We start from the raw sequence: 25,980 nt of genomic DNA on the forward strand, positions 1-25,980 counted from the left end.
GTGGCGGAGCGTTAGGGTCGGCTGCATGGCACTCGCTTCGCAGGACCCGGACGCCGACGGCACCCAGGACGCCGCCGCCCCCGAGGCACCGGCGCCCGACCCCGGTACCGCCGCCGCGGTGGCCGCCGCCGAGGCCGCCGGGCTCGGCGCCGGGGAGACGGTGCGGATCGACAGCTGGGTCTGGGCCGTGCGGCTCGTGAAGACGCGTTCGCTGGGCGCGACCGCGTGCCGGGGCGGCCATGTCCAGGTGAACGGCGAGCGGGTGAAGCCCGCGTACTCCGTGCGGATCGGCGACGAGGTGCGGCTGCGGCACGAGGGCCGGGAGCTCGTCGTGATCGTCAAGCGGCTGATCCGCAAGCGGGTCGGCGCCCCGGTGGCCGCGCAGTGCTACATCGACAACTCGCCTCCTCCGCCGCCCCGTGAGGCGGTGGCCCCCGTCGGCATCCGCGACCGGGGCACCGGCCGCCCCACCAAGCGGGACCGCCGCGAACTGGAACGTCTGCGGGGCCTGGGCGCCCCGGACGCCCCCGGTGCTGCCGACGCCCCGGACACCGGCAGGCGTCGGCCGGGCCGCTGAGCCGCCCGACCCCGGCACCCCGCCGAGCGCCCTCAGCCCTCCGGCACCGCCCGCACCCACGTCCCGTCGTCGGTCAGCTCAGCGTCCACGCGCAGCCCCGCCTCGCCGAGCGCGACCTCGAACTGTTCCTTCGTCAGAGGGCGGCTCCGGAACGTCTGGGTCCAGTGGGCGTCGGGGAACGTGTACTCGGCCCGGACCGAGTACACCCCGTCGCCCACCGGCTCCGCCGAGGCGATCCGGACGGTGAAGCCGCGGGGGTCGACGCGTTCCCGCGGAATGTTCTCGTGGTAGTCCGCCCCCTCCCGCTGGATGAGCACGCAGCCGTCCGGGGCCACATGCCGGGCGCAGGTGTCGAGCAGGTCCTGGCGCAGCCGCGGGTCGGCGGTGTGGACCAGGAACGAGCCGAGCAGAACCACGTCGAACCGCTCGCCCAGGTCCAGGTCCTCGATCGGCGTGCGTATGGTGCGCTCCGCCCCGCGCACCCGCTCCAGCATCTCGGCGGACTCGTCCACCGCGGTCACCCGGAAGCCGCGCTCCGACAAGGGGCGGGTGATCCGGCCCGCACCGCTGCCCAGCTCCAGGATGTGCGCCCCGGCAGGCACCGCCGCGGCGATGACATCCGGTTCGTCGCCCGGTGGGAAGCGGGTGTACAGCTCGACCGCACAGCCGTCCGGGGTGATCGCTCCGGGGCCCGTGCCCTGATGTCCTTCACGCATCTCGACCGTCATGCCGGAACAACGGACGATCTTCGCTCAGCCGTTCCCGTCCCGCCCCGAATCACTCGTTCGAGTCAATTCACACCGTCTCGGGAACCGGAGTACGTTGCCAGAGAGGCGGTGATCGGATGCGTACCGGCAGTGAACCGGCGACCGCGCGCAGTGCGCTGCGGGCGCGGTTGTGGCTGAGCTTGTGGGGACTCGCCTGGACCGTCTTCGGCACGGTGGCCTTCGCCCTCACCGGGCGGACCGGCTGGGCGGTGGCGTGCGCCGTGCTGTGGCTGGTGGTCACCACCGACCTGGTCCTGGTCGTCCGCCATCTGCGCCAGGGCCCGCACTACCAGCCCGGCCGCGACGTACCCCCGTACGAGCCGGTGCGCGACGCGCCTCCGGTACGGCCCGGGCGGCGGCGCGGATTCCCCCGCCTGCCGGCGCCCCGGCACCATCACCCCTGACGGACGGGGCTCAGGAGTCGAAGCGGGCCGCCCGGAGATAGTCCGGGTTGGGGTCCAGCGCGGCGGCCAGCCGGAAGTGACGCCGGGCCTGAGCGGGGCGGCCCTGGCGCTCATAGGTGCGGCCCAGTGCGAAGTGGGCGAAGGCGTTGTCCGGCTCGCGCTCCAGCACCACGGTGAACTCGAGCTCGGCGGGCCGCAGTTGCGCGGCGGCGAAGAAGGCGCGCGCTCGCAGCAGCCGGGCGGCGGTGTTCTCGGGGTGGGCGGCGATCACTTCGTCGAGCAGCTTCACCGCGCCTCGGGGGTCCCGCGCGTCGAGCAGATGCTCGGCTGCGCGGAAGTCGATGACATCCGTCTCCGGCGTACGTCCGGCGGAACCATTGATCTCGGGCACGGCGAAGTCCTTCCCTCACTTCGCCGTTCCAACGCCTCGGAGCCCAAGGGCTATTCCGCGCCACCGCTCCGCGAGGCCGCGAGCCGCGTCAGCTCGGCCCAGACCTCCGCGACCCGCTTCCGGAGCGCGTCCAGCGGCACGTCGTTGTCGATCACGATGTCGGCGATCTCGCGGCGCTGCTCGCGGCTCGCCTGGGCGGCCATCCGGGCGCGGGCGTCGTCGTCCGACATCCCGCGCAGCCGGACCAGCCGGTCGAGCTGGGTCTCGGTGCTCGCGTCCACGACCACGACCAGGTCGTACAGCGGCGCCAGCCCGTTCTCGGTGAGGAGCGGTACGTCGTGCAGGACCACGGCGTCGGCGCTCGCGGCGCTCTCCAGTTCACGGGACCGCTCGCCCACCAGGGGGTGCACGATCGCGTTGAGGACGGCCAGCTTCTCGGGGTCGGCGAAGACGATGGAGCCGAGCCGGGGCCGGTCCAGCGAGCCGTCCTCGGCGAGGATCTCCGGCCCGAACGCCTCCACCACGGCCGCCAGCCCCGGCGTTCCCGGCGCCACGACCTCCCGCGCGATCCGGTCGGCGTCGACCAGCACGGCCCCGTGCTCCACGAGCAGCCCCGACACCTCACTCTTACCGGCCCCGATGCCGCCGGTCAGCCCCACTTTCAACATGCGGGGCAGCTTAAGGCCTGACCGGCGGGGCCTACGCCTCGCCCTCCCGCTCCGCGAGGAACCGCTCGAACTCGCGGCCGATCTCGTCGGCGGAGGGGATCTCGACGGGCTCGGCGAGCATGTTGCCGCGGGTCTCCGCCCCGGCCGCCGCGTCGTACTGGTGCTCCAGGCCCTGGATCAGCGAGGTCAGTTCCTCGTCGCCCTCGCGGATCTGCCGGTCGATCTCCGTCTGCGTGCGGTGGGCCTCGGTGCGCAGACCGTGGGCGACGCCGGGCAGCACCAGGCCGGTGGCGCCGGTGATCGCCTCCAGCACGGTCAGTGCCGCGTCCGGGTAGGCGGACCGGGCGAGGTAGTGCGGGACGTGCGCGGCGACACCGAGGACGTCGTGCCCGGCCTCGGTGAGCCGGTACTCCAGCAGCGCGGCGGCACTGCCCGGCACCTGGGCCTCCTCGAAGGGGCTGCGGTGGCCGGGGACCAGGTCGACACGGTTGCCGTGCGGGGTGAGGCCCACGGGGCGGGTGTGCGGCACGCCCATCGGGATGCCGTGGAAGTTGACGGACAGCCGGACGCCGAGCCGCTCGACGATCTGCTGCACGGCGAGCGCGAACCGCTCCCACTCCACGTCCGGTTCGGGTCCGGACAGCACCAGGAACGGGGCACCGGTGGCGTCCTGCACGAGGCGCACCTCGATAGCGGGCACCTCGTAGTCGGTCCAGCTGTCCCGCTGGAAGGTCAGCAACGGGCGGCGGGCCCGGTAGTCGACCAGCCGGTCGTGGTCGAAGCGGGCCACGACCTGGTGCGGCAGCGTGTCGAGAACGCGCTCGACGATCTGGTCGCCCGTCTCGCCCGCGTCGATGTATCCGTCGAAGTGGTAGAGCATGACCAGCCCGGCCGACTCCTGGGCCAACGCCATGTCGACCACGGCGAGCCCCTTCGGCTCCCAAGCGAACAAACCCTGCGGATCAACCACGATGACCGCCCCTCCTAGTGTCCAATTCCTCCAACACCAGGGCACCCGCCCCCATTCCCAAGATCACCAAAACCGGGTCCGGCCGTGAAGGGGCGCGGGGAACTGCGCGCTCAACCCCCACGGCCAGTCACCTGACGACGCACCAGAAACGCCTGAGGGACCCGCACCTCGAAAGGTACGAGTCCCTCAGCCTTACTACCGGCTAAACCTCAGCGGTGAGCGCTCAGCTCTGGCCGCCCGCCAGCTTCTCGCGCAGCGCGGCAAGCGCCTCGTCCGAAGCCAGGGCACCGGAGGTGTCCGCACCCTCGGAGGAGTACGAACCGCCGCCGCCACCGGACGCGGCCGGAGCCGCACCCGGGGTGTCGACGCCCTCGGCAGCGGCCTTCTCGTCCGCCTCGCGGGACTTGATGACCTGGGCCTGGTGCTGCTCGAAGCGCTGCTGCGCCTCGGCGTACTGGCCCTCCCACGCCTCGCGCTGGGTCTCGTAGCCCTCGAGCCAGTCGTTGGTCTCGGGGTCGAAGCCCTCGGGGTAGATGTAGTTGCCCTGGTCGTCGTAGGACGCGGCCATGCCGTACAGGGTCGGGTCGAACTCGACCGAGGCCGGGTCGGCGCCGAACGCCTCGTTGGCCTGCTTCAGCGAGAGGCTGATGCGGCGACGCTCGAGGTCGATGTCGATGACCTTGACGAAGATCTCGTCGTTGACCTGGACGACCTGCTCCGGGATCTCCACGTGGCGCTCGGCCAGCTCGGAGATGTGGACCAGACCCTCGATGCCCTCGTCCACGCGGACGAACGCACCGAACGGAACGAGCTTGGTGACCTTACCCGGGACGACCTGACCGATCTGGTGCGTACGGGCGAACTGCTGCCACGGGTCCTCCTGGGTCGCCTTCAGCGACAGGGAGACACGCTCGCGGTCCATGTCGACGTCGAGGACCTCGACGGTGACTTCCTGGCCGACCTCGACAACCTCGGACGGGTGGTCGATGTGCTTCCAGGACAGCTCGGAGACGTGCACGAGACCGTCGACGCCACCCAGGTCCACGAAGGCACCGAAGTTGACGATCGAGGAGACCACGCCGGAGCGGACCTGACCCTTCTGCAGGGTCGTGAGGAACGTCTGGCGAACCTCGGACTGGGTCTGCTCCAGCCAGGCACGGCGGGACAGGACCACGTTGTTGCGGTTCTTGTCCAGCTCGATGATCTTCGCCTCGAGCTCCTTGCCCACGTAGGGCTGGAGGTCGCGGACGCGGCGCATCTCGACGAGAGAGGCCGGCAGGAAGCCACGGAGGCCGATGTCGAGGATGAGACCACCCTTGACGACCTCGATGACGGTGCCGGTGACGATCCCGTCCTCTTCCTTGATCTTCTCGATGGTGCCCCAGGCGCGCTCGTACTGGGCGCGCTTCTTCGAGAGGATCAGGCGGCCTTCCTTGTCCTCCTTCTGGAGGACCAGGGCCTCGATCTCGTCGCCGACCTTGACGACCTCGTTCGGGTCGACGTCGTGCTTGATCGAGAGCTCGCGGCTCGGGATGACGCCTTCGGTCTTGTAACCGATGTCGAGCAGGACCTCGTCCCGGTCGACCTTCACGATGACGCCGTCGACGATGTCGCCGTCGTTGAAGTACTTGATCGTCTCGTCGATCGCGGCGAGGAAGGCTTCCTCGTTACCGATGTCGTTGACCGCAACCTGCGGGGTGGTGGCGGTGGTCTCGGTGCTGCTCGTCATGTGGGAAAGGGCTCCGGTACGGACATTGAAGTCGTAGGTACTGCTTACGCCGGGAGCCGGTTTCGCTCTGCAGATGCCGGACAGCCAAGGAAGCGCCACTTGAGCACCGGGTGCCCGGTGGCGCCTCGAGAACCGAGGGATACATACAGATGCGAGCGCGACCTGCTACGTCTGAGGTGCGCAGGCCCGCAGCGCAACTTGTAGCATACGGGGGCAGCCGGGCAGGGTCAATGCGCGAAGGCGCACAGCGCGGACGGATCACCGCATACCCGGCGCGGGAATCGTCCCAACTGGGCACTCGTGACCGTGCGATCCCTTCCGTGACACTCGTCCGGGAGCCGGTTGGACGGAAGAGTACGACGAGGGAGCCGATCATCCAAGAGTCTGTGGGACACGAGCCCGAGGGGCCGGAAGAATCCGAGCCGGAAGCGACCCGCCGTGACGCGGGGGTCGCGGAGAGCAGCAGCGCCAACCGGGGCTGGTGGGACCGCAACGCGGACGAGTACCAGGTCGAGCACGGCACCTTCCTCGGTGACGACCGCTTCGTGTGGTGCCCGGAGGGCCTGGACGAGGTGGAGGCCGAGCTGCTCGGTCCGGCCGAGGAGCTGAAGGGCCGGGACGTCCTGGAGATCGGCGCGGGCGCGGCGCAGTGCGCGCGCTGGCTGGCCGCCCAGGGAGCCCGTCCGGTCGCGCTCGACCTCTCCCACCGGCAGCTCCAGCACGCGCTGCGCATCGGATCGGAGTTCCCGCTGGTGTGCGCCGACGCGGGCGCGCTGCCCTTCGCGGACGCCTCCTTCGACCTGGTGTGCTCGGCGTACGGCGCGCTGCCGTTCGTCGCCGATCCCCGGCTGGTGCTGCGCGAGGTGCGCCGGGTGCTGCGGCCGGGCGGCCGGATGGTGTTCTCGGTGACGCATCCGATCCGCTGGGCGTTCCCGGACGAGCCGGGCCCGGAGGGTCTGTCGGTGGCGGCGTCCTACTTCGACCGCACTCCCTATGTGGAGCAGGACGACGATGGGCGCGCCGTCTATGTGGAGCACCACCGCACCATCGGTGACCGGGTGCGGGACATCGCGGCCTCCGGTTTCCGGCTGGTGGACCTGGTGGAGCCGGAGTGGCCGGCCTGGAACACCTCCGAGTGGGGCGGCTGGTCCCCGCTGCGCGGCAACCTGATCCCCGGCACCGCGATCTTCGTCTGCGAACGGGACTGACGAGCCCGGCGTACGACACTGGGGGCGTGATCCGTGACGACGCCCTCGCCGCGCTGCCCGTGCGCTCCGCCCTGCCCGACCTGACCGCCGCGCTGGACGGGCGGGGCACCGCCGTGCTGGTGGCGCCGCCCGGCACCGGCAAGACGACACTGGTGCCGCTGGTGCTGGCCGGGCTGGTCGGCGGGGGTCCCGCGCGGCGGGTCGTGGTGGCCGAACCCCGGCGGATCGCGGCCAGGGCCGCCGCCCGGCGCATGGCGTGGCTGCTCGGCGAGCAGCCGGGTGTCAGCGTCGGCCACACGGTGCGCGGCGAACGTGTGGTTGGCCCCCATACCCGTGTGGAGGTCGTGACCACCGGTGTCCTCCTTCAGCGGCTCCAGCGGGACCAGGAACTGGCGGGCACGGACGTGGTGGTGCTCGACGAGTGCCATGAGCGGCATCTGGACGCGGACACGGCGGCCGCCTTCCTCTGGGACGTACGGGGGACCCTGCGGCCCGACCTGCGCCTGGTGGCCGCCTCCGCGACCACCGACGCGCAGGGCTGGTCCCGGCTGCTCGGCGGCGCGCCGGTGGTGGAGGCGGCCGGGGTGTCGCATCCGGTGGACGTGGTGTGGGCGCCGCCGACGCGTCCGGTACGGCCGCCGCACGGCATGCGGGTGGACCCGGAGCTGCTCGCGCACGTGGCCTCGGTGGTGCGGCGGGCGCTGGCCGAGCGCACCGGTGACGTGCTGTGCTTCCTGCCCGGTGTGGGCGAGATCGCCCGCGTGGCCGGGCGGTTGGGACAGCTGCCGGGCGTCGATGTGCTCCAGGTGCACGGCCGGGCCCCGGCCGCCGTGCAGGACGCGGTGCTCTCCCCCGGCGAACGGCGCCGCGTGGTCCTGGCGACCTCGGTGGCCGAGTCCTCCCTGACGGTGCCGGGTGTCCGCGTCGTGGTCGACTCGGGCCTGGCACGGGAGCCCCGCGTGGACCACGCGCGGGGCTTGAGCGGCCTGGCGACGGTACGGGCGTCCCGCGCGGCCGGTGCCCAGCGCGCGGGCCGGGCCGGACGGGAGGCGCCCGGCGCGGTGTACCGGTGCTGGGCCGAGGCCGAGGACACCCGGCTGGCCGCCTTCCCGGCCCCGGAGATCAAGGTCGCCGACCTGACCGCCTTCGCCCTCCAGGCCGCCTGCTGGGGCGACCCGGACGCCACGGGCCTGGCCCTGCTGGACGCGCCGCCCGCCGGGGCGATGGCGGCGGCGCGGGACGTCCTGACCGCGGTGGGCGCGGTCGAGCCGTCCGGCCGGGCCACGCGCCGGGGCACCCGCCTGTCCCGCCTGGGTGTGCACCCGCGCCTGGGCCGCGCCCTCCTGGACGCCCCGGAGAGCGCCGCGGAAACCGTCGCCCTGTTGTCGGAGGAGGTGCCGCGTGAGTACGGCGACGACCTCGCCGCCGCGCTGCGCCGGGCCCGTCGGGGCGGCGACGCGTACGCGGGGCGGTGGAAGGCGGAGGTGCGGCGGCTGCGGGGGGTGTCGGGCGGCGACGCCCGACCGGCCGCGTCCGGCACGCGCGCCCCGACCGGTCGGCACCCGGGCCCCGGCGACGACGCCACCGTGGGGCGGGTTGCCGCTCTCGCCTTCCCCGAGCGGGTGGCCCGGCTGGACGGGGGCTCGTATCTGATGGTGTCCGGGACGCGGGTCGAGTTGGCGGAAGGGTCGGCGCTGCGCGGGGCGCCCTGGATCGTGGTGGCCGTGGCCGACCGGCCGGTGGGGAAGGGGCACGGGCGGGTGCGGCTCGGGGCCGCCGTGCGGGAGGACGTCGCGCGGGCGGCCGCCGCCCCGCTGCTCACGGAGCGGGACGAGGTGGGCTGGGCGGACGGGGACGTCGTGGCGCGGCGGGTCGAGCGGCTGGGGGCCGTCGAGCTGGCCGTGCGGCCGATCCGGGACGCCGACCCCGAACGGGTGCGGGCCGCGCTGCTCGACGGGCTGGCCCGGGACGGGCTGGGGCTGCTGCGCTGGTCGGAGCACGCCCAACTCCTGCGGCAGCGGCTGGCGTTCCTGCGGGAGCGGCTCGGGGAGCCGTGGCCGGACGTGTCGGACGAGGCGCTGCTCGCCCGCGTGGACGCCTGGCTGGAGCCGGAGTTGGGCCGGGCGCGACGCCGGGCGGACCTGGGGCGGATCGATGCCGGGCAGGCGCTCGCGCGGCTGTTGCCGTGGGCGGGCGGGGAGGCGGCCCGGCTGGACGAGCTGGCGCCCGAGCGGATCGCCGTACCGAGCGGATCGCGGGTCCGGGTCGACTACGCGGACCCCGAACGGCCGGTGCTGGCGGTGAAGTTGCAGGAGATGTTCGGGCTGCGGCAGACCCCGGAGGTGGCCGGGGTGCCGCTGCTGGTGCATCTGCTGTCGCCCGCCGGGCGGCCCGCCGCCGTGACGGCGGACCTCGCCTCGTTCTGGCGGGACGGCTACCGGGCGGTCCGGGCCGAGCTGCGCGGGCGGTATCCGAAGCACCCCTGGCCGGAGGACCCGGCCACCGCCGAGCCGACCCGCCACACGACGGCCCGGCTCAGGCGGTGAACGACCTCAGGCGGTGAACGGCCTCAGGCGGTGAACGGCCTCAGGAACTGGCCGACGGGCTAGGCGACGGGTCGGCGGAGGCCGTCGTCGCGACCGCGACCTTCAGCTCGACGGTGACGCTCCCGCCGCCCGGCGTGGTGACGCGGAGCAGGTAGGTGCCGCTGAAGAGGTCCGCGTACAGCTTGGGCAGCGTCAGCATGCCGTCGGCGTCGGTGGTGAGCCCGGTGAGGGTGCGCACGGGCTGGCCGTTCGCGTCCTTGAAGTAGGGCCCGGCGATGTTCGCGGCGGTGCTGTCGGCGGACCTGGCCAGCGTGGCGGTGGCGCCGACCTTGGCCGCGGGGGCGCCCCGGTACGTCGCCTTCACCTTGACCTGCCCGGCGAACTCGCCGCCCGGCGTGGCGGTCAGGACGGTGGCGTCGGTGCGGACCAGCTTGTCGGCGGGGCGCGCGGTGACGGTGGCCGTGTGGTCGACGCCCTTGACCGGATGCCCCACGACCATGCTGGTGATCTTGAAGGTGCCGGTCTTCTCCCCCGCGCGGAGTTCCGGCGCGAGGGCGACGCCCTTGGCGTCGGTGGCGATGGTGGCCACCTTCTCGCCGCCGGTGAAGGTGGCGTCGGTGTCGCCGGTGATGGTGAACCGCACCCGGACCTTGGCCACGGACCCGCCGCCCTTGGTCACCGCGCGGGCGCCGATCCGCCGGTCGAAGGTGTCCCCGGCCGTGGCGGTCAGCTGGGTGCCGTCCAGGTCGGGGGAGACGAGGTGGTCCACCGTGTCGGACGGGGTGGGCTTCCCGGCCGGCGGGGTCGGCTCGGGCGAGGGGCTGCCGGGCGTGGTGGGGTCCGGACTCGGGTCGCCCTTGGGCGGGTTGGTCGGTTTCGTGGGCTTGGTGGGCTTCGTCCCGGCCGGGGGCGGGGTGGCGGGCACGCTCGTACGCGGGAGGTCGTCGTCGCTCCGGTGCGCGGGCACGCCGCCGCTGCCGTCCGGGACGGAGTGGGTGCCCTTGCGGTAGTACTCCACCCAGTTCAGGACGAGGGCGAGGTAGTCGCTGGAGTTGTTGTAGCTGAGGATCGCGCTGTGCAGATCGCGGTCCTGCGAGAGGTCCCGACCGCTGCGGCACAGGTAGTGGCCCGCGGCGAGGGCGGCGTCGTAGACGTTGTTCGGGTCGGCCTTGCCGTCGCCGTTGCCGTCGCGGCCCGCCCAGGCCCAGGTGGACGGGATGAACTGCATGGGGCCGATGGCCTGGTCGTAGGAGCTGTTGCCGTCGTAGACACCGTGGTCGGTGTCCTTGATCAGGGCGAAGCCGTTGCCGTCGAGCTGGGGGCCGATGATCCGGTCGATCGTGGTGCCGTCGGCGGTGACGTTGCCGCCTCTGGCCTGGCCGGATTCCACCTTGCCGATGGCGGCGAGGAGTTGCCAGGGCAGGTTGCAGCCGGGCTTGGTGGCGCGGAGTTCGGCCTCGGCCTTCTTGTAGGCGTCGAGGACGGTCGCGGGGATGCCCGCCTCGCCCTCGCCCCGGGAGACGGGCGTGCCGATGACCGCCGACGGGCTCGGGGCGGGGCTGTCCAGCGGCGGAAGGTCCGTGTAGTACGGGGAGTTGCCGGTGGCGTTTCCGGTGGTGCCGCCGTCGGCCGACGCCTCGGGTGCGGGGGCGTTGAGGCCCGCGCTCGCCTGGAGGGTGTCGGGGGCGCCGGTCGCGCCCGGTGCCTGTGACGCGGAGAGTGCTGCCACCGCCAGGGCGGCCGCCGCGGTTGTCGCCGCTCCCTTGCGCAGCCGCCTGACCTTGTGCGCCGCCATAGAGTGAACCCCTCCCATGGACGCCCTCGACGTCCGTCTGCGCCTGTCCCGACTGAAGGTGTGACGGCCGAGCCGTTGCCACGGTTGCCCGGAGTGCCGTACCGAGGTCTGTGTGGTGGGTCACCTGACCGTGTGCACGACAGATGCGCCCCGGCCGACCCTACGTCAACACCGCTGCCCCCAAACACCCGTGACGCCCGCGTTTTCCGGACTTGGCCGACTCCCGTCGCTCGCCCGGCCGATGAGGGTGGATCACGCATACTGGGCGCGCGATCACCGGCGCGGCTCGCGCCCGGCCGTTCCGGGAGGACCCTTGCCGTTCACACTCAGCCATGCCGCGGCCGTGCTGCCCGCCGTCCGCCGCGACGGGACCGGGCGGGGGGCGCTGGTGCCGTCGGTGCTCGTCGCGGGCTCCTTCGCGCCGGACCTGACCTATTACGCGGCCAGCGTCCGCCCGGAGGCCATGGAGTTCGGAACCTTCACGCACTCCCTGGCCGGTGTGCTCACCGTGGACGTGCTGATCTCCTGGGCGCTGGTGGCGCTCTGGCTGCTGGTGCGCGAGCCGCTGGTGGCGCTGCTGCCCCGGTCCTGGCAGCCGAGGCCCGCCGCCCTGCTGCGCTGCGGGGCGCCCCGGGCGCGGGTCCGCGCCGGGCTCGCGGTGTGGGGTTACGTCTCGGCGGTGCTCGGCAGCCTGACGCACGTGGTCTGGGACGCCTTCACCCACCACGACCGCTGGGGCACGGAGTTGGTCCCGGTGCTCGCCCGCGCCGTGGCCGGAATTCCCCTCTTCCAGTGGCTCCAGTACGGCACCTCGGCGCTGGCCGCCGTCGGGATCGCCGTCTTCCTGGTACGGGCGGTCCGGTCGGCCCCGGCCGTGGACCCGACGGGCGTGGCCCGGCTCTCGGTACGGGACCGGTGCTGGGCGCTGATCCTGCTCGGCGGCTGCGCGCTGGTCGCGGCGCTGCTGCGGGCGGCGCGCTGGTGGGTGTACTGGGGCGCGGTCGCCCGGCCCTGGGAGCTGGTGCCCACGGTGTGCTTCGGCGCGGGCGCGGGCCTGCTCCTCGGGGTGGTGCTGTACGCGGGCGCGGTACGGGCGTGGCGCCCCGCCGGGGCGGCTACGGCCGCTGCGGACGTGGAGTCCGCAGCGGACCCGGTGCCGGTGGGCGCGGGGCGGCGGGGGCGGGGCGGTCGGTGAGGGCAGCGCCGTGCACGGGAGCCGTGCAGGCGCGACGCCCCGTCGGCAGCGCTATGACCGCCTCCGGCGTGGAGTGCGCTGAAGGCCCGGTGCCAGTGGGCGTGGGCCGACGGTGGCGGGGCGGTCGGTGAGGGCAGCGCCGTGCACGGGAGCCGTGCGGGCGCGACGCCCCGTCGGCAGCGCTATGACCGCCGCCTCCGGCGTGGAGTCCGCTGAAGGCCCGGTGCCGGTCGGCGTCGGGCGGCGGGGGCGGGGCGGTCGGTGAGGGAGGCCACGAAGACGGTGAGCGTGTGCCGGGGGCGGGCCTTCGGCAGGTGGGTCAGCAGCAGCGCGAGGTAGCCGCGCGCGAGGTCGGCCCAGGTGCGCCAGTCGGGGAGGCGGTGGGCTTGGGCGGCCAGGGCCCGTCCGGCGACCGTGCCCGCGCCGCGGAGCCGGGTCCACGGGTTCGCGGGGTGGCGGGCGGCGCTCGCGTCGGCGGCGACGACGGGCACCGCCGTCCTGGACGCGTCCGGTGCCGGGCCGGTGTCCGCCCGCTCCGTACTGCCGTGCCGCGGGGCGGGCCTCAGGCGGTGCAGCATGCGTATACCCATGCCCGCAGTCTCGCGGGTGGCGGGCCGGGGCTGCGTGTCGGCGGGGGCCACGTGAGTGAAACCCCGCGGGACGGCCGTCCGGCCCGCGGGGTTTCCGCCGGCTCAGTGCGCGGCCGACTCCCAGTCCGGGCCGACGCCCACCGAGACGTCCAGCGGGGCGCGCAGGCTGACCGCGTTCGCCATCTCGCGGCGGACGATCTCCTCGGTGGCCGCGCGCTCGCCGGGGGCGATCTCCAGCACGATTTCGTCGTGGACCTGGAGCAGCATGCGGGACTTCAGCTCCGCCTCGCGCAGCGCCCGGTCGACGTTGAGCATGGCGATCTTGACGATGTCGGCGGCGGTGCCCTGGATCGGGGCGTTCAGCGCCATCCGCTCGGCGGCCTCGCGGCGCTGACGGTTGTCGCTGTTGAGGTCGGGCAGGTAGCGGCGGCGCCCGAAGAGGGTCGCCGTGTAGCCGGTGGCCCGCGCCTCGTCGACCGCGCGGCGCAGATAGTCCCGTACGCCGCCGAACCGCTCGAAGTAGGTGTCCATCAGGGCGCGGGCCTCGCCCGCGTCGATGTTCAGCTGCTGGGAGAGGCCGAAGGCGGACAGGCCGTAGGCGAGGCCGTAGGACATGGCCTTGATCTTGCGGCGCATCTCCGCGTCCACCGCGTCCCGGCCGACGGAGAACACCTGGGAGGCGACCGTGGTGTGCAGGTCCTCGCCGGAGGTGAACGCCTCGATGAGGCCCGCGTCCTCGGAGAGGTGGGCCATGACGCGCAGCTCGATCTGGCTGTAGTCGGCCGTCATCAGCGACTCGAAGCCCTCGCCGACCACGAAGCCCCGCCGGATCGCGCGGCCCTCGTCGGTGCGGACCGGGATGTTCTGCAGGTTGGGGTCCGTGGAGGACAGCCGTCCGGTCGCGGCCACCGTCTGGTTGAAGGTGGTGTGGATACGGCCGTCGGCGGCGATGGTCTTGATCAGGCCCTCGACCGTGACGCGCAGCTTGGCCTGCTCCCGGTGGCGCAGCATGATGACCGGCAGTTCGTTGTCGGTCTGCGCGGCGAGCCAGGCCAGGGCGTCGGCGTCGGTGGTGTACCCGGTCTTGGTCTTCTTCGTCTTGGGCAGCGCCAGCTCGCCGAAGAGGACCTCCTGGAGCTGCTTGGGCGAGCCGAGGTTGAACTCGTGCCCGGCGGCGGCGTGCGCCTCCTTCACGGCCTGCTGCACGGCGCCCGCGAAGGTCTGCTCCATGGTCTCCAGGTGGGAGCGGTCGGCCGCGATGCCGTGCCGCTCCATGCGGGCGAGCAGGGCGGAGGTGGGCAGCTCCATGTCCCGCAGCAGGTCGGCGGCGCCGACCTCGGCGAGCCGGGTCTCCAGTGCCTCGCCCAGGTCGAGGATGGCGCGGGCCTTGATCATCAGGGCCTCGGCCTCGGCACCGTCGTCCGTGCCGAACGCCAGCTGGCCGTCGGCCGCGGCGGCCGGGGCCAGCTCGCGGTGCAGGTACTCCAGGGACAGCGCGTCCAGGTCGAAGGAGCGGCGGCCGGGCTTGACCAGGTAGGCGGCGAGCGCGGTGTCCATGGACACGCCCTCCACCCGCCAGCCGTGCTCGGCCAGCACCCGCATGGCGGCCTTGGCGTTGTGCAGCACCTTGGGCCGCTCGGCGTCGGCCAGCCAGGCGGCGAACGCCCGCTCGTCGGCCTCGTCCAGCTCGGCGGGGTCGAAGAAGGCGGCCGCTCCCCCGGCGGCGGCGAGCGCGACCTCGGCGACCGAGCCGGTGCCCAGCGCCCAGGTGTCGACCGTGGCCATGCCGAGGGGCTCGGCGGCGTGCTCGGCGAGCCAGCCGGCCAGCTCGCCGGTGCCCAGGATCGTGCCGTCCACCTCGACGCCGTCCGCCGTGACCGGGGTGGTCTCGGCCTCCTCGGCACCGGGGTCGACGGCGAAGAGCCGCTCGCGCAGCGAGGGGTTGCGGATCTCCAGGGTGTCCAGGAACGCCGCCACGGTCTTGCGGTCGTACGGCTCACGGCCCAGGTCGGCGACCGTCTTCGGCAGCTCGACCGCGCGCTCCAGCTCGGTCAGGACGCGGTTGAGCTTGACCGACTCCAGGTGGTCGCGGAGGTTCTGCCCGGCCTTCCCCTTGACCTCCTCGACCCGCTCGACCAGCTCCGCGAACGAACCGAACTGGTTGATCCACTTCGCGGCGGTCTTCTCACCGACGCCGGGGATGCCGGGCAGGTTGTCGGACGGGTCGCCGCGCAGGGCGGCAAAGTCGGGGTACTGCGCGGGCGTCAACCCGTACTTCTCGAGAACCTTCTCCGGGGTGAAGCGGGTCAGCTCGGAGACGCCCTTGGTCGGGTAGAGCACCGTGGTGTGCTCGCTGACCAGCTGGAAGGAGTCCCGGTCGCCGGTGACGATCAGCACGTCGAAGCCCGCGGCCTCGGCCTGGGTGGCGAGGGTGGCGATCACGTCGTCCGCCTCGAAGCCGTCCACGGCGAAGCGCGGCGCGTGCATCGCGTCCAGCAACTCGCCGATCAGCTCGACCTGGCCCTTGAACTCGTCCGGGGTCTTGGAGCGGTTCGCCTTGTACTCGGTGAACGTCTCCGAGCGCCAGGTCTTGCGGGACACGTCGAAGGCGACCGCGAAGTGCGTGGGCGCCTCGTCACGCAGGGTGTTGGCCAGCATCGAGGCGAAACCGTAGATCGCGTTCGTGGGCTGGCCCGTCGCGGTGGTGAAGTTCTCCGCGGGCAGCGCGAAGAACGCGCGGTACGCCAGTGAGTGCCCGTCCATGAGCATCAGGCGGGGTCGGCCGCCGGGAGGAGTGTCGGTCTTCTTCGATGCTGTCTCTGCCACGCCCCCGATCCTGCCACGCCCCACTGACAGCCGAGTCCGCGAACCGTTGTGCCGGAAGATCACCCGTTGTCCACAGGGCTCCCGTTGCGGGCGCTCGCGGGGCATGCTTGTCGACGGGGGCAACCCGGATGTGAGAAGAACGATCGAAGGGGAGCGGGCGATGGCGACGAAGCCGCCCAAGGGCGATCCGGTGCAGGACGCGCCGCGGACAGGGGAGCCGAAGCACGCGGCGGCAGGACTGCCCGCCGTGGGGCACTCCCTGAAGATCGCGCGGCAGCAGATGGGGGTGCGGCGCACCGCGCTGACCCTGCTGCGGGTGAACCAGAAGGACGGCTTCGACTGCCCCGGCTGCGCCTGGCCCGAGCCGGAGCACCGGCACATGGCGGAGTTCTGCGAGAACGGCGCCAAGGCGGTGGCCGAGGAGGCCACCCTGCGCCGGGTCACCCCCGAGTTCTTCGCCGCGCACCCGGTGACCGGCCTCGCCGGGCGCAGCGGCTACTGGCTGGGCCAGCAGGGCCGCCTCACGCACCCCATGTATCTGCCCGAGGGCGCCGACCACTACGAACCGGTCACCTGGGAGCGCGCCTTCGACATCATCGCCGAGGAGATCGCGGCCCTCGGCTCGCCCGACGAGGCCGTCTTCTACACCTCGGGCCGCACCAGCAACGAAGCGGCGTTCCTGTACCAGCTGTTCGCCCGCGAGCTGGGCACGAACAACCTGCCCGACTGCTCCAACATGTGCCACGAGTCGTCCGGTTCGGCGCTCTCGGAGACGATCGGCATCGGCAAGGGCAGCGTCCTGCTGGAGGATCTGTACCGGGCCGACCTGATCATCGTCGCCGGGCAGAACCCGGGCACCAACCATCCGCGCATGCTCTCCGCGCTGGAGAAGGCCAAGGCGGAGGGCGCGAAGATCATCAGCGTCAATCCGCTGCCCGAGGCGGGCCTGGAGCGGTTCAAGAACCCGCAGACCCCGCAGGGCATGCTCAAGGGCGCCGCGCTCACCGACCTGTTCCTCCAGATCCGCCTGGGCGGCGACCAGGCCCTGTTCCGCCTCCTGAACAAGCTGATCCTGGAGACGGACGGCGCGGTGGACGAGGAGTTCGTCCGCGAACACACCCACGGGTACGAGGAGTTCGCGGAAGCCGCGGCCAAGGCCGACTGGGACGAGACCCTGGCGGCGACCGGCCTCACCCGCACGGACATCGAGCGGGCCCTGGAGATGGTGCTCGCCTCCGAGCGGACCATCGTCTGCTGGGCCATGGGCCTCACCCAGCACAAGCACTCCGTGCCGACCATCCGCGAGGTGGTCAACTTCCTGCTGCTGCGCGGGAACATCGGCCGTCCCGGCGCCGGGGTGTGCCCGGTGCGCGGCCACTCCAACGTGCAGGGCGACCGCACGATGGGCATCTTCGAGCGGCCCGCCCCCGCCTTCCTGGACGCGCTGGAGCGGGAGTTCGGGTTCGCCCCGCCGCGCGAGCACGGCTTCGACGTCGTACGGGCCATCCGCGCGCTGCGCGACGGTGAGGCGAAGGTGTTCTTCGCGATGGGCGGCAACTTCGTCTCCGCCTCCCCGGACACCGAGGTGACCGAGGCGGCCATGCGGCGGGCCCGGCTGACCGTGCACGTGTCGACCAAGCTGAACCGCTCGCACGTGGTCACCGGCGCCCGCGCGCTGATCCTGCCGACCCTCGGCCGCACCGAACGCGACGTCCAGGGTGGCGGCGAGCAGTTCGTGACCGTCGAGGACTCCATGGGCATGGTGCACGCCTCGCGCGGACGGCTGGCGCCCGCGAGCGGCCAGCTGCTGTCCGAGCCCGCGATCGTGGCCCGGCTGGCCCGGCGGGTGCTGCCGGACAGCGACGTGCCGTGGGCGGAGTTCGAGCGGGACTACGCGAGCGTCCGTGACCGGATCGCGCGGGTGGTCCCCGGCTTCGAGGACTTCAACGCCCGCGTAGCCCACCCCGGCGGCTTCACCCTGCCACACGCCCCGCGCGACGAGCGCCGCTTCCCCACCGCCACCGGCAAGGCCAACTTCACGGCCGCCCCGGTGGAGCACCCGGAACTGCCCGAGGGCCGGCTGCTGCTCCAGACGCTGCGCTCGCACGACCAGTACAACACCACGATCTACGGCCTGGACGACCGCTACCGGGGCATCACCGACGGCCGCCGGGTGGTGCTGGTCCACCCCGAGGACGCCCGCGAACTGGGCGTGGCGGACGGGAGTTACGTGGATCTGGTGGGCGAGTGGAGCGACGGGGTGGAGCGGCGCGCGCCCGGTTTCCGCGTGGTGCACTACCCGACCGCACGGGGCTGCGCGGCCTCGTACTACCCGGAGACCAACGTGCTGGTGCCGCTGGACGCCACCGCCGACACCAGCAACACCCCGGCGAGCAAGTCCGTGGTGGTCCGGCTGGAGGCGCGCCCGGAAGGCCGTCTGGAACAATCGGCGACCGACTGAGCGTTCGCTCAGTGATACGGAACGCCGCCGGACAGGCGCACGAGATCGGAGCCGGGCATGGGTGAGCAGCAGCAGGTGAAGTTCCCGCAGGAGATCATCGACGAGTACGCGGCGCTCGGCGTGGACCTCCCCGCACTGTTCTCCGCCGGTCACCTGGGGACGCGGATGGGCGTGCAGATCCTGGAGGCGGCGCCGGAGCGCGTGGTCGGCACCATGCCGGTGGAGGGCAACACCCAGCCGTACGGACTGCTGCACGGCGGCGCCTCCGCGGTGCTCGCCGAGACCCTCGGCTCGGTCGGCTCGATGCTGCACGGCGGCAGCTCCAAGGTCGCCGTCGGCGTCGACCTGAACTGCACCCACCACCGGGGCGCCCGCTCCGGCCTGGTCACCGGCGTCGCCACCCCCGTCCACCGGGGCCGCTCGACGGCGACGTACGAGATCGTCATCACCGACGAGCAGGACCGCCGCGTCTGCACGGCCCGCCTGACCTGCCTGCTGCGCGACCTCCCCGCTAACGAGAACCCGGCGAAGGACTGACGCTCAGCATTGCCCCGCCCCGCCCCACGCCGTAGCTTTCGGCGCATGGGACGGGGCGGGGCACTTCCCGGACGGCCCGGACTCCGGCGATGACCGGCATCGGCCCGCTGGAGCCCGGCGAGGACACCTGGGCGCGCGAGCCCGCCGAGGCCCGCCCTGCGCCCCGCACCCGGCGCCGCCGCACCCTACTGATTCCGGCCACCCTCTGCGCCGCGCTGGCGGTCGGCGCCGCCCTCTGGGCCACTCGTCCGCGTCCGGCACCGCCTCCCGAACTCCCCTTCCCCGCACAGACGGTGACCGTGACCTTCCTGGCCGGCCGTACCACCGCGCCCCACCGTCTCGCCTTCGACGTGCGGCTCGCCGTGGAGTCCGGCCCCCCGGTCACCGTGACCCGGGTGAGCCAGCCCTACGCCGGGCTGGCGGCCGAATCCGAGCCCCACGCCCCGTTCCGGACCGACCCCGGTTCCTCGCGTGTGATCACCGTGACCATGCGTGTCACGGAATGCGGAAGGGTGCCCAAAAACGCCGCATTGCCTTTCCTGGAAGTAACACTGCGTAATGCGCGCGCAATACAAACCCAGAGTTTCATCCTCGGTCCGCGCTACGCCCAATACCTCTCCCACGCACTTGGCGAAGCCTGCGGCCAAAGTTCGCCGTCATCACCAAAACCCCCGAGACGCCTGAACAGTTGAGGGTCGGTCCTGCGGGTTCTCAGCATGTGGACAGGGCGAATCGGCTGGAATTCCGGCGTTCCACCCAGGCGGTACCGCTCTGCATTACCTCGTGTCATAACAAGAGCGTCACAGCCTTGGTCAAGCTCTCCTCCACGTTCCCATCACACGCTTAGAGTCACGGCCAGTCACCGCGTCCCGGATTCGCTTTTCGGCCAGGCGCGCGGCTCGACCGTTTCCATGGGGATGCGGTCGTCCAGGGAAAGGACTGATCGTGCGTCAACGTTCGCTCATCGCCATCACCGCCGCGCTGTCCGCGGGAGCGCTCACCCTCACCGCCTGCGGCTCGCGCGACAGCGGCGACAACGGCTCCGACGCCAAGGGCGGCACCACCGTCACCATCGGCGTCGACGCCCCGCTGACCGGCGACCTGTCCGCGCTGGGCCTCGGCATCAAGAACTCGGTGGACCTCGCGGTCAAGACGGCGAACAAGAAGGAGTACGTCAAGGGCGTCACCTTCAAGATCGACGCCAAGGACGACCAGGCCCAGCCCTCGTCCGGCCAGCAGAACTCCACCGCCTTCGTCACCGACAAGAGTGTCCTCGGTGTCGTCGGCCCGCTGAACTCCTCCGTCGCCGAGTCGATGCAGAAGGTCCTCGACGACGCCAAGCTGGCCCAGGTCTCCCCGGCCAACACCAACCCGGCGCTGACCCAGGGCGTCAACTGGCAGAAGACCAAGGCCCGCACGTACAAGTCGTACTTCCGCACCGCGACCACGGATGCCATCCAGGGCCCGTTCGCCGCCCAGTACGTCTACAACAAGGCCAAGAAGACCAAGGTCTTCGTCATCGACGACAAGAAGACCTACGGCGCCGGTCTGGCCGCCACCTTCTCCGCCGAGTTCAAGAAGCTCGGCGGCAAGGTCGTCGGCACCGAGCACATCAACCCCGACACCAAGGACTTCTCCGCGGTCGCCACCAAGGTGAAGAACTCCGGCGCCGAGGTGGTCTACTACGGCGGCGAGTACCCGCAGGCGGGCCCGCTCAGCAAGCAGATCAAGGCGGCCGGCGCCAAGGTCCCGCTGGTCGGCGGTGACGGCATCTACGCGGCCGACTTCATCAAGCTCGGCGGCGCCGCCGCCACCGGCGACCTCGCCACCTCCGTCGGCGCCCCGGTGGAGACCCTCCCCTCCGCCAAGCAGTTCGTCGCGGACTACAAGGCCGAGGGTTACAAGGAGGAGTACGCGGCCTACGGCGGCTACTCCTACGACTCCGCCTGGGCCATCATCGAGGCCGTCAAGAAGGCCGTGGACGACAACGACGGCAAGCTCCCCGACGACGCCCGCGCGAAGGTCACCGCCGCCCTCCAGGGCGTCTCCTTCGACGGCGTGACCGGCAAGGTCTCCTTCGACGAGTACGGCGACGCCACCAACAAGCAGCTGACCGTGTACTCCGTCAAGGACGGGGCCTGGAAGGCCGTGGAGTCCGGCACCTACAACGGCTCCTGACCCACACCCGCACCAGCCGAGCCGCGCGGGGCGCTCAAGAGGCGCCCCGCGCGGACTCGCATCCGGCCACTTCCGGCCACATCCGTCGCTTATCCGAACGCTCGGAGGACATGCGGTGAACGAACTGCCGCAGCAGCTGGTCAACGGCCTGCTACTTGGTTCCATGTACGGGCTGGTCGCCATCGGCTACACGATGGTCTACGGCATCGTCCAGCTCATCAACTTCGCCCACGGCGAGATATTCATGACCGGCGCCTTCGGTGCCCTCACGGTCTACGTGTACATCCTTCCCGACGGCACCTCCATGTGGATCGCGCTGCCGCTGATGCTGGTGGGCGCCATCGTGGTCGCCGTCACCGTCGCCGTCGGAGCGGAACGATTCGCCTACCGGCCGCTGCGCAGCGCGCCCCGGCTCGCCCCGCTGATCACCGCCATCGGCCTCTCCCTCGCCCTCCAGCAGGCGGTGTGGGCCTGGTACCCCGAGGCCAAGTCGGCGCGCACCTTCCCGAGCATCCCCGGCGGACCCTTCGAGATCGGCGACGTCACCATCCAGACCGGAGACGTCTTCCTCGTCGCCGCCGCCCCGCTCAGCATGGCCGTCCTCGCCTACTTCGTGATGCGCACCCGCACCGGACGCGGCATGCAGGCCACCGCCCAGGACCCGGACACCGCCAAGCTGATGGGCGTCAACACCGACCGCATCATCGTGATCGCGTTCGCCCTCGGCGCCGCCTTCGCCGCCGTCGGCTCCGTCGCCTACGGCTTCAAGTACGGCCAGATCGACTTCCGCATGGGCTTCATCCTCGGCCTCAAGGCGTTCACCGCGGCCGTCCTCGGCGGCATCGGCAACATCTACGGCGCCATGCTCGGCGGCCTCGTCCTCGGCGTCGCCGAAGCCCTGTCCACCGCCTACATCGCCGACATCCCCGGCATGGACAAGTTCGGCAGCCAGTCCTGGGCAGACGTCTGGGCGTTCGTACTCCTCATCCTCGTGCTCCTGCTGAGGCCACAGGGCCTGCTCGGCGAGCGCGTCGCGGACAGGGCGTGACACCGATGACCACTCAGACCACCGCACCCGGCACCCCGGAGACCCCGGCCACCGCCACCCCGGCCGCCACCGGCCTGATCGGCCTGCCGGCCACCCTCGGCCGGGCCCTCGCCACCGGCGGCGGCGCCCTCGCCGTCGTCTCCACCTTCCTGGCCTGGACCTGGACCTCCGCCTTCCCCGGCGACCTCACCGTCTACGGCTACCCCGGCGGCCTCCAGGTCCTCGTCCTCATCGGCGGCCTGCTCACCACCCTGTTCGGCCTCGCCTCCTACGGCGTCAAGGGCCTGCAGGTCCTCACCCCCGGCAACGCCGACAGCGCCCTCAAGCTCGCCGCGCTCGGCACCTTCGCCACCGCCTGGTACACCGTCCTCGCGATCAGCGTCGAACTCGGCGGCGTCGTCAACCTCGAACCCGGCGGCTACCTCGTCGCCCTCGCCACCCTGGCCGCCCTGCTCGGCGCCCTCGCGCTGCCCTACCAGCGGCCCGAGCCCGACCCGGCCGACCCCGACGACACCGGCTGGGAAGCCTTCCGGCACCGCGCCCGGCAGAACTGGCAGAGCTTCAAGGCCGCCTTCGCCGCGGCGTCCCCCGCCCCCGGCCGCACCCTGCCGGCCTGGGCGGAGATCCTCGTCATCACCGGCGTCATGGCCTTCGGCCTGCTCGTCTTCACCTACGGCATCGGCACCGAGTACGACGAGCTCTTCATCGGCTTCCTCATCACCGCGGGCTTCGGCTTCGCCGCACTCGCCAAGGCCGGACTCGTGGCCCGGATCTCGGCGATCACCGCACGGCACCGCACGGTCACCATGACCGGCGCCTTCGTCGCCGCCGCGGCCTTCCCCTTCACCCAGTCCGACGACCAGTACGCCACCATCGGCGTCTACATCCTCATCTTCGCCACCGTCGCCCTCGGCCTGAACATCGTCGTCGGCCTCGCCGGCCTGCTCGACCTCGGCTACGTCGCGTTCCTCGGCGTCGGCGCCTACACCGCCGCCCTCGTCTCCGGTTCGCCCTCCTCGCCGCTGCACGTGCACTGGCCCTTCTGGGCCTCCGCCCTGCTCGGCGCGTTCGTCGCCATGATCTTCGGCGTCCTCATCGGCGCCCCGACCCTGCGGCTGCGCGGCGACTACCTCGCCATCGTCACCCTCGGCTTCGGCGAGATCTTCCGCATCACCGTCCTCAACATGGACGGCACCTCCGGACCCGACGTCACCAACGGCTCCAACGGCATCTCCTCCGTGCCGAACCTGAACATACTCGGCTTCGACTTCGGCCAGGAACACCAGCTGTTCGGCGCCACCATCGGGCGGTTCGCCAACTACTTCCTGCTGATGCTCCTCATCACCCTCGTCGTGGTCGTCGTCTTCCGGCGCAGCAGCGACTCCCGCATCGGCCGCGCCTGGATCGCCATCCGCGAGGACGAGACCGCCGCGCTCGCCATGGGCATCAACGGCTTCCGGGTCAAGCTCATCGCCTTCGCGCTCGGCGCCGCCCTCGCCGGACTCGCCGGGTCCGTGCAGGCCCACGTCACCTACACCGTGACCCCGGAGCAGTACCAGTTCGCGCACGTCGTGCCGCCCAACTCGGCCTTCCTGCTGGCCGCCGTCGTCCTCGGCGGCATGGGCACCATCTCCGGCCCCCTCGTCGGCGCCTCACTGCTCTACCTGATCCCGGCCAAGCTCCAGTTCCTGGGCGAATACCAGCTCTTCGCCTTCGGCGTCGCGCTCGTCCTGCTGATGCGCTTCCGCCCCGAGGGCCTCATCCCCAACCGGCGCCGCCAACTCGAGTTCCACGAGGACGCCGCCACGCCCGCCGTCCTCAGCAAGGCAGGGGCCTGACCACCATGACCACCGACACCACCACCAAGGAAGCCGCACCCGGCACCACCCCCGGCGAGACGGTCCTCGACGCCCGCGGCGTCACCATGCGCTTCGGCGGCCTCACCGCCGTCCGCGACGTGAACCTCACCGTCAACAGCGGCGAGATCGTCGGCCTCATCGGCCCCAACGGCGCCGGGAAGACCACCTTCTTCAACTGCCTCACCGGCCTCTACGTCCCCACCGAGGGCGAGGTCCGCTACAAGGGCACCGTCCTGCCGCCCAAGTCCTTCAAGGTCACCGCGGCAGGCATCGCCCGCACCTTCCAGAACATCCGGCTCTTCGCCAACATGACCGTCCTGGAGAACGTCCTCGTCGGCCGCCACACCCGCACCAAGGAAGGACTCTGGTCCGCCCTGCTGCGCGGCCCCGGCTTCCACAAGGCCGAAGCCGCCTCCCGCGCCCGCGCCATGGAACTCCTGGAGTTCGTCGGCCTGGACGCCAAGGCCGAACACCTCGCCCGCAACCTCCCCTACGGCGAGCAGCGCAAGCTGGAGATCGCCCGCGCGCTGGCCAGTGAGCCCGGCCTGCTCCTGCTCGACGAGCCCACCGCGGGCATGAACCCGCAGGAGACACGCGCCACCGAGGAGCTGGTCTTCGCCATCCGCGACCAGGGCATCGCCGTCCTCGTCATCGAGCACGACATGCGCTTCATCTTCAACCTCTGCGACCGCGTCGCCGTCCTCGTCCAGGGCCAGAAGCTCATCGAGGGCGACAGCGCCACCGTCCAGGGCGACGAACGCGTCGTCGCCGCCTACCTCGGCGAACCCTACGAGGACGCCCCCGGCGCCGAGGAGGCCGCCGAGGTCGAGGCGGCCGAGGCACCGGCGGACGCCGTGCCCGGCACGGAGAACGGCAAGGAGAACGACCGATGACCGCACTGCTCGAAGTCGAGGACCTGCGGGTCGCCTACGGCAAGATCGAGGCCGTCAAGGGCATCTCGTTCAAGGTCGAGGCCGGCCAGGTCGTCACCCTCATCGGCACCAACGGCGCGGGCAAGACCACCACACTGCGCACCCTGTCCGGGCTGCTCAAGCCGGTCGGCGGACAGATCCGCTTCAACGGCAAGTCGCTGAAGAAGGTCCCCGCCCACCAGGTGGTCTCCCTCGGGCTCGCCCACTCCCCCGAGGGGCGGCACATCTTCCCGCGCATGACCATCGAGGACAACCTCCGCCTCGGTGCCTTCCTGCGCAACGACAAGCCCGGCATCGAGAAGGACATCCAGCGCGCCTACGACCTCTTCCCCATCCTCGGGGAACGCCGGAAGCAGGCCGCGGGCACCCTCTCCGGCGGTGAGCAGCAGATGCTGGCCATGGGGCGGGCGCTGATGTCCCGACCGCAGCTGCTGATGCTGGACGAGCCGTCGATGGGCCTCTCGCCGATCATGATGCAGAAGATCATGGCGACGATCGCCGAGCTGAAGGCGAGCGGTACGACCATCCTCCTGGTCGAGCAGAACGCCCAGGCCGCGCTCTCGCTCGCCGACCAGGGACACGTCATGGAGGTCGGCAGCATCGTGCTCTCCGGCACCGGACGGGACCTGCTCACCGACGAGTCGGTGCGCAAGGCGTACCTCGGCGAGGACTGAGCAACACGACGCCGAAGGCCCGCGTCCCGCCAACCCGGGGGACGCGGGCCTTCGTCGTGCCGTCCGCGCGGTCTCAGGCCCCGCCGAGCCAGCTCGTGGCGTCGAGGCGGAACGCGGTGTCCCCGGGGACGACTTCGCGCAGGGCGGCCTCCATCCCCCGCACCCGGTCCGCCCCCAGCACCGCGGCCCACTCGGCCCGCAGCTCGTCGAAGAGGGCGGCCGAGCGACCGAGGGCGGCACGGCCGCGCGGGGTGAGCCGGACGAGTTTGCGGCGCGCGTCGTCGGGATCGTCGGCGCGCTCCGCGTAGCCGAGGGTGAGCAGCCGGTCGACCGTCTTGCCCGCGGCCTGCTTGGACACCCCGAGGCGCCGTCCGATGTCGCTCGCGGTCGCGCCGTCGACGCCGATGGCCTGCATGGCGAAGCCGTACGCGGGGCGCAGCTCGGGGTGCCCCTCCTCGGCGAGCCGGGCGTGCAGGCGGTCGATGAGGGTGCGGAAGCCGCCGAAGAGGAGGAGCGGCAGCTCGAAACCGGGCGCGTCGTCACGCCCGTCGCCAAGACCCGCACGGGGACCCTTGCCGGAATCGACAACCTGGTTTACGTTTTCTGCGTCGACATGGTCAACCAT

22 protein-coding genes are annotated in these 25,980 nt (G+C 72.1%); 13 read left to right on the forward strand and 9 right to left on the reverse strand.

The annotated features are described in order from the left end of the window. Nucleotides 1-25: 25 nt before the first annotated feature. Nucleotides 26-577, forward strand: a complete 552-nt coding sequence (locus ACIPPM_RS08120) for an RNA-binding S4 domain-containing protein (protein WP_401444550.1) — start codon at nt 26-28, stop codon at nt 575-577. Nucleotides 578-609: 32 nt separating this feature from the next. Here the strand turns inward: ACIPPM_RS08120 and ACIPPM_RS08125 are convergent, their stop codons facing one another. Continuing rightward, the gene (locus tag ACIPPM_RS08125; protein WP_401444552.1) at nt 610-1,293 is read right to left on the reverse strand and encodes a class I SAM-dependent methyltransferase; all 684 of its coding nucleotides are present in this window, start codon (nt 1,291-1,293) and stop codon (nt 610-612) included. Between the two features lie 128 nt (nt 1,294-1,421). Here ACIPPM_RS08125 and ACIPPM_RS08130 point away from each other — a divergent pair, with 128 nt between their 5' ends. Beyond that, nucleotides 1,422-1,748, forward strand: coding sequence for a DUF6343 family protein (locus ACIPPM_RS08130; protein ID WP_401444555.1), 327 nt, complete (start codon nt 1,422-1,424; stop codon nt 1,746-1,748). A 10-nt stretch (nt 1,749-1,758) separates the two neighbouring features. Here the strand turns inward: ACIPPM_RS08130 and ACIPPM_RS08135 are convergent, their stop codons facing one another. The 4 genes from ACIPPM_RS08135 to rpsA all read right to left on the reverse strand — a co-directional run bounded on the left by ACIPPM_RS08135 (nt 1,759) and on the right by rpsA (nt 5,506). After that, nucleotides 1,759-2,139: a tetratricopeptide repeat protein gene (locus tag ACIPPM_RS08135; protein ID WP_388992158.1), complete on the reverse strand. Its 381-nt coding sequence runs from the start codon at nt 2,137-2,139 to the stop codon at nt 1,759-1,761. 50 nt (nt 2,140-2,189) lie between these two features. Then, nucleotides 2,190-2,807 carry a dephospho-CoA kinase gene (coaE, locus tag ACIPPM_RS08140; protein ID WP_401444559.1) on the reverse strand — a complete coding sequence of 206 codons (618 nt, stop codon included), beginning with the start codon at nt 2,805-2,807 and terminating at the stop codon, nt 2,190-2,192. Between the two features lie 31 nt (nt 2,808-2,838). Beyond that, nucleotides 2,839-3,777, reverse strand: a complete 939-nt coding sequence (locus ACIPPM_RS08145) for a PAC2 family protein (RefSeq protein WP_401444562.1) — start codon at nt 3,775-3,777, stop codon at nt 2,839-2,841. A gap of 223 nt (nt 3,778-4,000) precedes the next feature. Further along, the gene (rpsA, locus tag ACIPPM_RS08150; protein WP_401444565.1) at nt 4,001-5,506 is read right to left on the reverse strand and encodes a 30S ribosomal protein S1; all 1,506 of its coding nucleotides are present in this window, start codon (nt 5,504-5,506) and stop codon (nt 4,001-4,003) included. Between the two features lie 386 nt (nt 5,507-5,892). On the opposite strand from rpsA, the gene ACIPPM_RS08155 reads away from it, so the two are divergent. Both ACIPPM_RS08155 and hrpB read left to right on the forward strand, forming a co-directional pair. Then, a complete protein-coding gene (locus ACIPPM_RS08155) occupies nt 5,893-6,714 on the forward strand; it encodes a class I SAM-dependent methyltransferase (protein ID WP_401444567.1) in 822 nt (273 codons plus the stop codon). 26 nt (nt 6,715-6,740) lie between these two features. Then, a complete protein-coding gene (gene hrpB / locus ACIPPM_RS08160; RefSeq protein WP_401444569.1) occupies nt 6,741-9,260 on the forward strand; it encodes an ATP-dependent helicase HrpB in 2,520 nt (839 codons plus the stop codon). Between the two features lie 40 nt (nt 9,261-9,300). On the opposite strand, the gene ACIPPM_RS08165 is transcribed toward hrpB, so the two are convergent. Beyond that, complete coding sequence (locus ACIPPM_RS08165; RefSeq protein WP_401444572.1) at nt 9,301-11,055, reverse strand: lytic murein transglycosylase; 1,755 nt, start codon at nt 11,053-11,055, stop codon at nt 9,301-9,303. Nucleotides 11,056-11,368: 313 nt separating this feature from the next. On the opposite strand from ACIPPM_RS08165, the gene ACIPPM_RS08170 reads away from it, so the two are divergent. Continuing rightward, nucleotides 11,369-12,250 carry a DUF4184 family protein gene (locus ACIPPM_RS08170; RefSeq protein WP_401444575.1) on the forward strand — a complete coding sequence of 294 codons (882 nt, stop codon included), beginning with the start codon at nt 11,369-11,371 and terminating at the stop codon, nt 12,248-12,250. 182 nt (nt 12,251-12,432) lie between these two features. Here the strand turns inward: ACIPPM_RS08170 and ACIPPM_RS08175 are convergent, their stop codons facing one another. Both ACIPPM_RS08175 and polA read right to left on the reverse strand, forming a co-directional pair. Further along, a complete protein-coding gene (locus ACIPPM_RS08175; protein WP_401444577.1) occupies nt 12,433-12,840 on the reverse strand; it encodes a hypothetical protein in 408 nt (135 codons plus the stop codon). A 102-nt stretch (nt 12,841-12,942) separates the two neighbouring features. Further along, nucleotides 12,943-15,666 (reverse strand): DNA polymerase I, encoded by a 2,724-nt coding sequence (gene polA / locus ACIPPM_RS08180; RefSeq protein ID WP_401444579.1) that lies wholly within the window; start codon nt 15,664-15,666, stop codon nt 12,943-12,945. 160 nt (nt 15,667-15,826) lie between these two features. Between polA and ACIPPM_RS08185 the strand changes: the two genes are divergently transcribed. The 8 genes from ACIPPM_RS08185 to ACIPPM_RS08220 all read left to right on the forward strand — a co-directional run bounded on the left by ACIPPM_RS08185 (nt 15,827) and on the right by ACIPPM_RS08220 (nt 25,355). Further along, nucleotides 15,827-18,127: an FdhF/YdeP family oxidoreductase gene (locus ACIPPM_RS08185; RefSeq protein ID WP_401444581.1), complete on the forward strand. Its 2,301-nt coding sequence runs from the start codon at nt 15,827-15,829 to the stop codon at nt 18,125-18,127. A 57-nt stretch (nt 18,128-18,184) separates the two neighbouring features. After that, nucleotides 18,185-18,664, forward strand: a complete 480-nt coding sequence (locus ACIPPM_RS08190) for a PaaI family thioesterase (protein WP_401444584.1) — start codon at nt 18,185-18,187, stop codon at nt 18,662-18,664. Nucleotides 18,665-18,753: 89 nt separating this feature from the next. After that, the gene (locus ACIPPM_RS08195; protein ID WP_401444586.1) at nt 18,754-19,356 is read left to right on the forward strand and encodes a Tat pathway signal sequence domain protein; all 603 of its coding nucleotides are present in this window, start codon (nt 18,754-18,756) and stop codon (nt 19,354-19,356) included. Nucleotides 19,357-19,609: 253 nt separating this feature from the next. Next, nucleotides 19,610-20,842: a branched-chain amino acid ABC transporter substrate-binding protein gene (locus ACIPPM_RS08200; RefSeq protein ID WP_401444588.1), complete on the forward strand. Its 1,233-nt coding sequence runs from the start codon at nt 19,610-19,612 to the stop codon at nt 20,840-20,842. A 115-nt stretch (nt 20,843-20,957) separates the two neighbouring features. Further along, nucleotides 20,958-21,890: a branched-chain amino acid ABC transporter permease gene (locus ACIPPM_RS08205; protein WP_350749461.1), complete on the forward strand. Its 933-nt coding sequence runs from the start codon at nt 20,958-20,960 to the stop codon at nt 21,888-21,890. 5 nt (nt 21,891-21,895) lie between these two features. Further along, entirely contained in the window at nt 21,896-23,728 is a 1,833-nt protein-coding gene (locus ACIPPM_RS08210; RefSeq protein WP_401444591.1) for a branched-chain amino acid ABC transporter permease, read from the forward strand. 5 nt (nt 23,729-23,733) lie between these two features. Further along, nucleotides 23,734-24,642 carry an ABC transporter ATP-binding protein gene (locus ACIPPM_RS08215; RefSeq protein ID WP_401444593.1) on the forward strand — a complete coding sequence of 303 codons (909 nt, stop codon included), beginning with the start codon at nt 23,734-23,736 and terminating at the stop codon, nt 24,640-24,642. Beyond that, on the forward strand, nt 24,639-25,355 hold the full coding sequence (locus tag ACIPPM_RS08220) for an ABC transporter ATP-binding protein (protein ID WP_393597262.1): 717 nt from the start codon (nt 24,639-24,641) through the stop codon (nt 25,353-25,355). The genes ACIPPM_RS08215 and ACIPPM_RS08220 overlap by 4 nt, the downstream gene beginning before the upstream one ends. 73 nt (nt 25,356-25,428) lie before the next feature. Here the strand turns inward: ACIPPM_RS08220 and ACIPPM_RS08225 are convergent, their stop codons facing one another. Continuing rightward, nucleotides 25,429-25,980: a MarR family winged helix-turn-helix transcriptional regulator gene (locus ACIPPM_RS08225; RefSeq protein WP_401446363.1), complete on the reverse strand. Its 552-nt coding sequence runs from the start codon at nt 25,978-25,980 to the stop codon at nt 25,429-25,431.

The sequence above is a fragment of the Streptomyces sp. NPDC090119 genome, assembly GCF_044747085.1.
Classification (GTDB): Bacteria; Actinomycetota; Actinomycetes; order Streptomycetales; family Streptomycetaceae; genus Streptomyces.

What these genes read in the sequence shown, in the direction of transcription:
- ACIPPM_RS08190 (WP_401444584.1), top strand. Translation starts at nt 18,185, where the DNA reads ATGGGTGAGCAGCAGCAGGTGAAGTTCCCGCAGGAGATCATCGACGAG.
- ACIPPM_RS08210 (WP_401444591.1), top strand. Translation starts at nt 21,896, where the DNA reads ATGACCACTCAGACCACCGCACCCGGCACCCCGGAGACCCCGGCCACC.
- ACIPPM_RS08175 (WP_401444577.1), bottom strand. Translation starts at nt 12,840, where the DNA reads ATGGGTATACGCATGCTGCACCGCCTGAGGCCCGCCCCGCGGCACGGC.
- rpsA (WP_401444565.1), bottom strand. Translation starts at nt 5,506, where the DNA reads ATGACGAGCAGCACCGAGACCACCGCCACCACCCCGCAGGTTGCGGTC.
- ACIPPM_RS08215 (WP_401444593.1), top strand. Translation starts at nt 23,734, where the DNA reads ATGACCACCGACACCACCACCAAGGAAGCCGCACCCGGCACCACCCCC.
- ACIPPM_RS08220 (WP_393597262.1), top strand. Translation starts at nt 24,639, where the DNA reads ATGACCGCACTGCTCGAAGTCGAGGACCTGCGGGTCGCCTACGGCAAG.
- coaE (WP_401444559.1), bottom strand. Translation starts at nt 2,807, where the DNA reads ATGTTGAAAGTGGGGCTGACCGGCGGCATCGGGGCCGGTAAGAGTGAG.
- ACIPPM_RS08125 (WP_401444552.1), bottom strand. Translation starts at nt 1,293, where the DNA reads ATGCGTGAAGGACATCAGGGCACGGGCCCCGGAGCGATCACCCCGGAC.
- ACIPPM_RS08225 (WP_401446363.1), bottom strand. Translation starts at nt 25,980, where the DNA reads ATGGTTGACCATGTCGACGCAGAAAACGTAAACCAGGTTGTCGATTCC.
- ACIPPM_RS08120 (WP_401444550.1), top strand. Translation starts at nt 26, where the DNA reads ATGGCACTCGCTTCGCAGGACCCGGACGCCGACGGCACCCAGGACGCC.
- ACIPPM_RS08130 (WP_401444555.1), top strand. Translation starts at nt 1,422, where the DNA reads ATGCGTACCGGCAGTGAACCGGCGACCGCGCGCAGTGCGCTGCGGGCG.
- ACIPPM_RS08195 (WP_401444586.1), top strand. Translation starts at nt 18,754, where the DNA reads ATGACCGGCATCGGCCCGCTGGAGCCCGGCGAGGACACCTGGGCGCGC.
- ACIPPM_RS08165 (WP_401444572.1), bottom strand. Translation starts at nt 11,055, where the DNA reads ATGGCGGCGCACAAGGTCAGGCGGCTGCGCAAGGGAGCGGCGACAACC.
- ACIPPM_RS08185 (WP_401444581.1), top strand. Translation starts at nt 15,827, where the DNA reads ATGGCGACGAAGCCGCCCAAGGGCGATCCGGTGCAGGACGCGCCGCGG.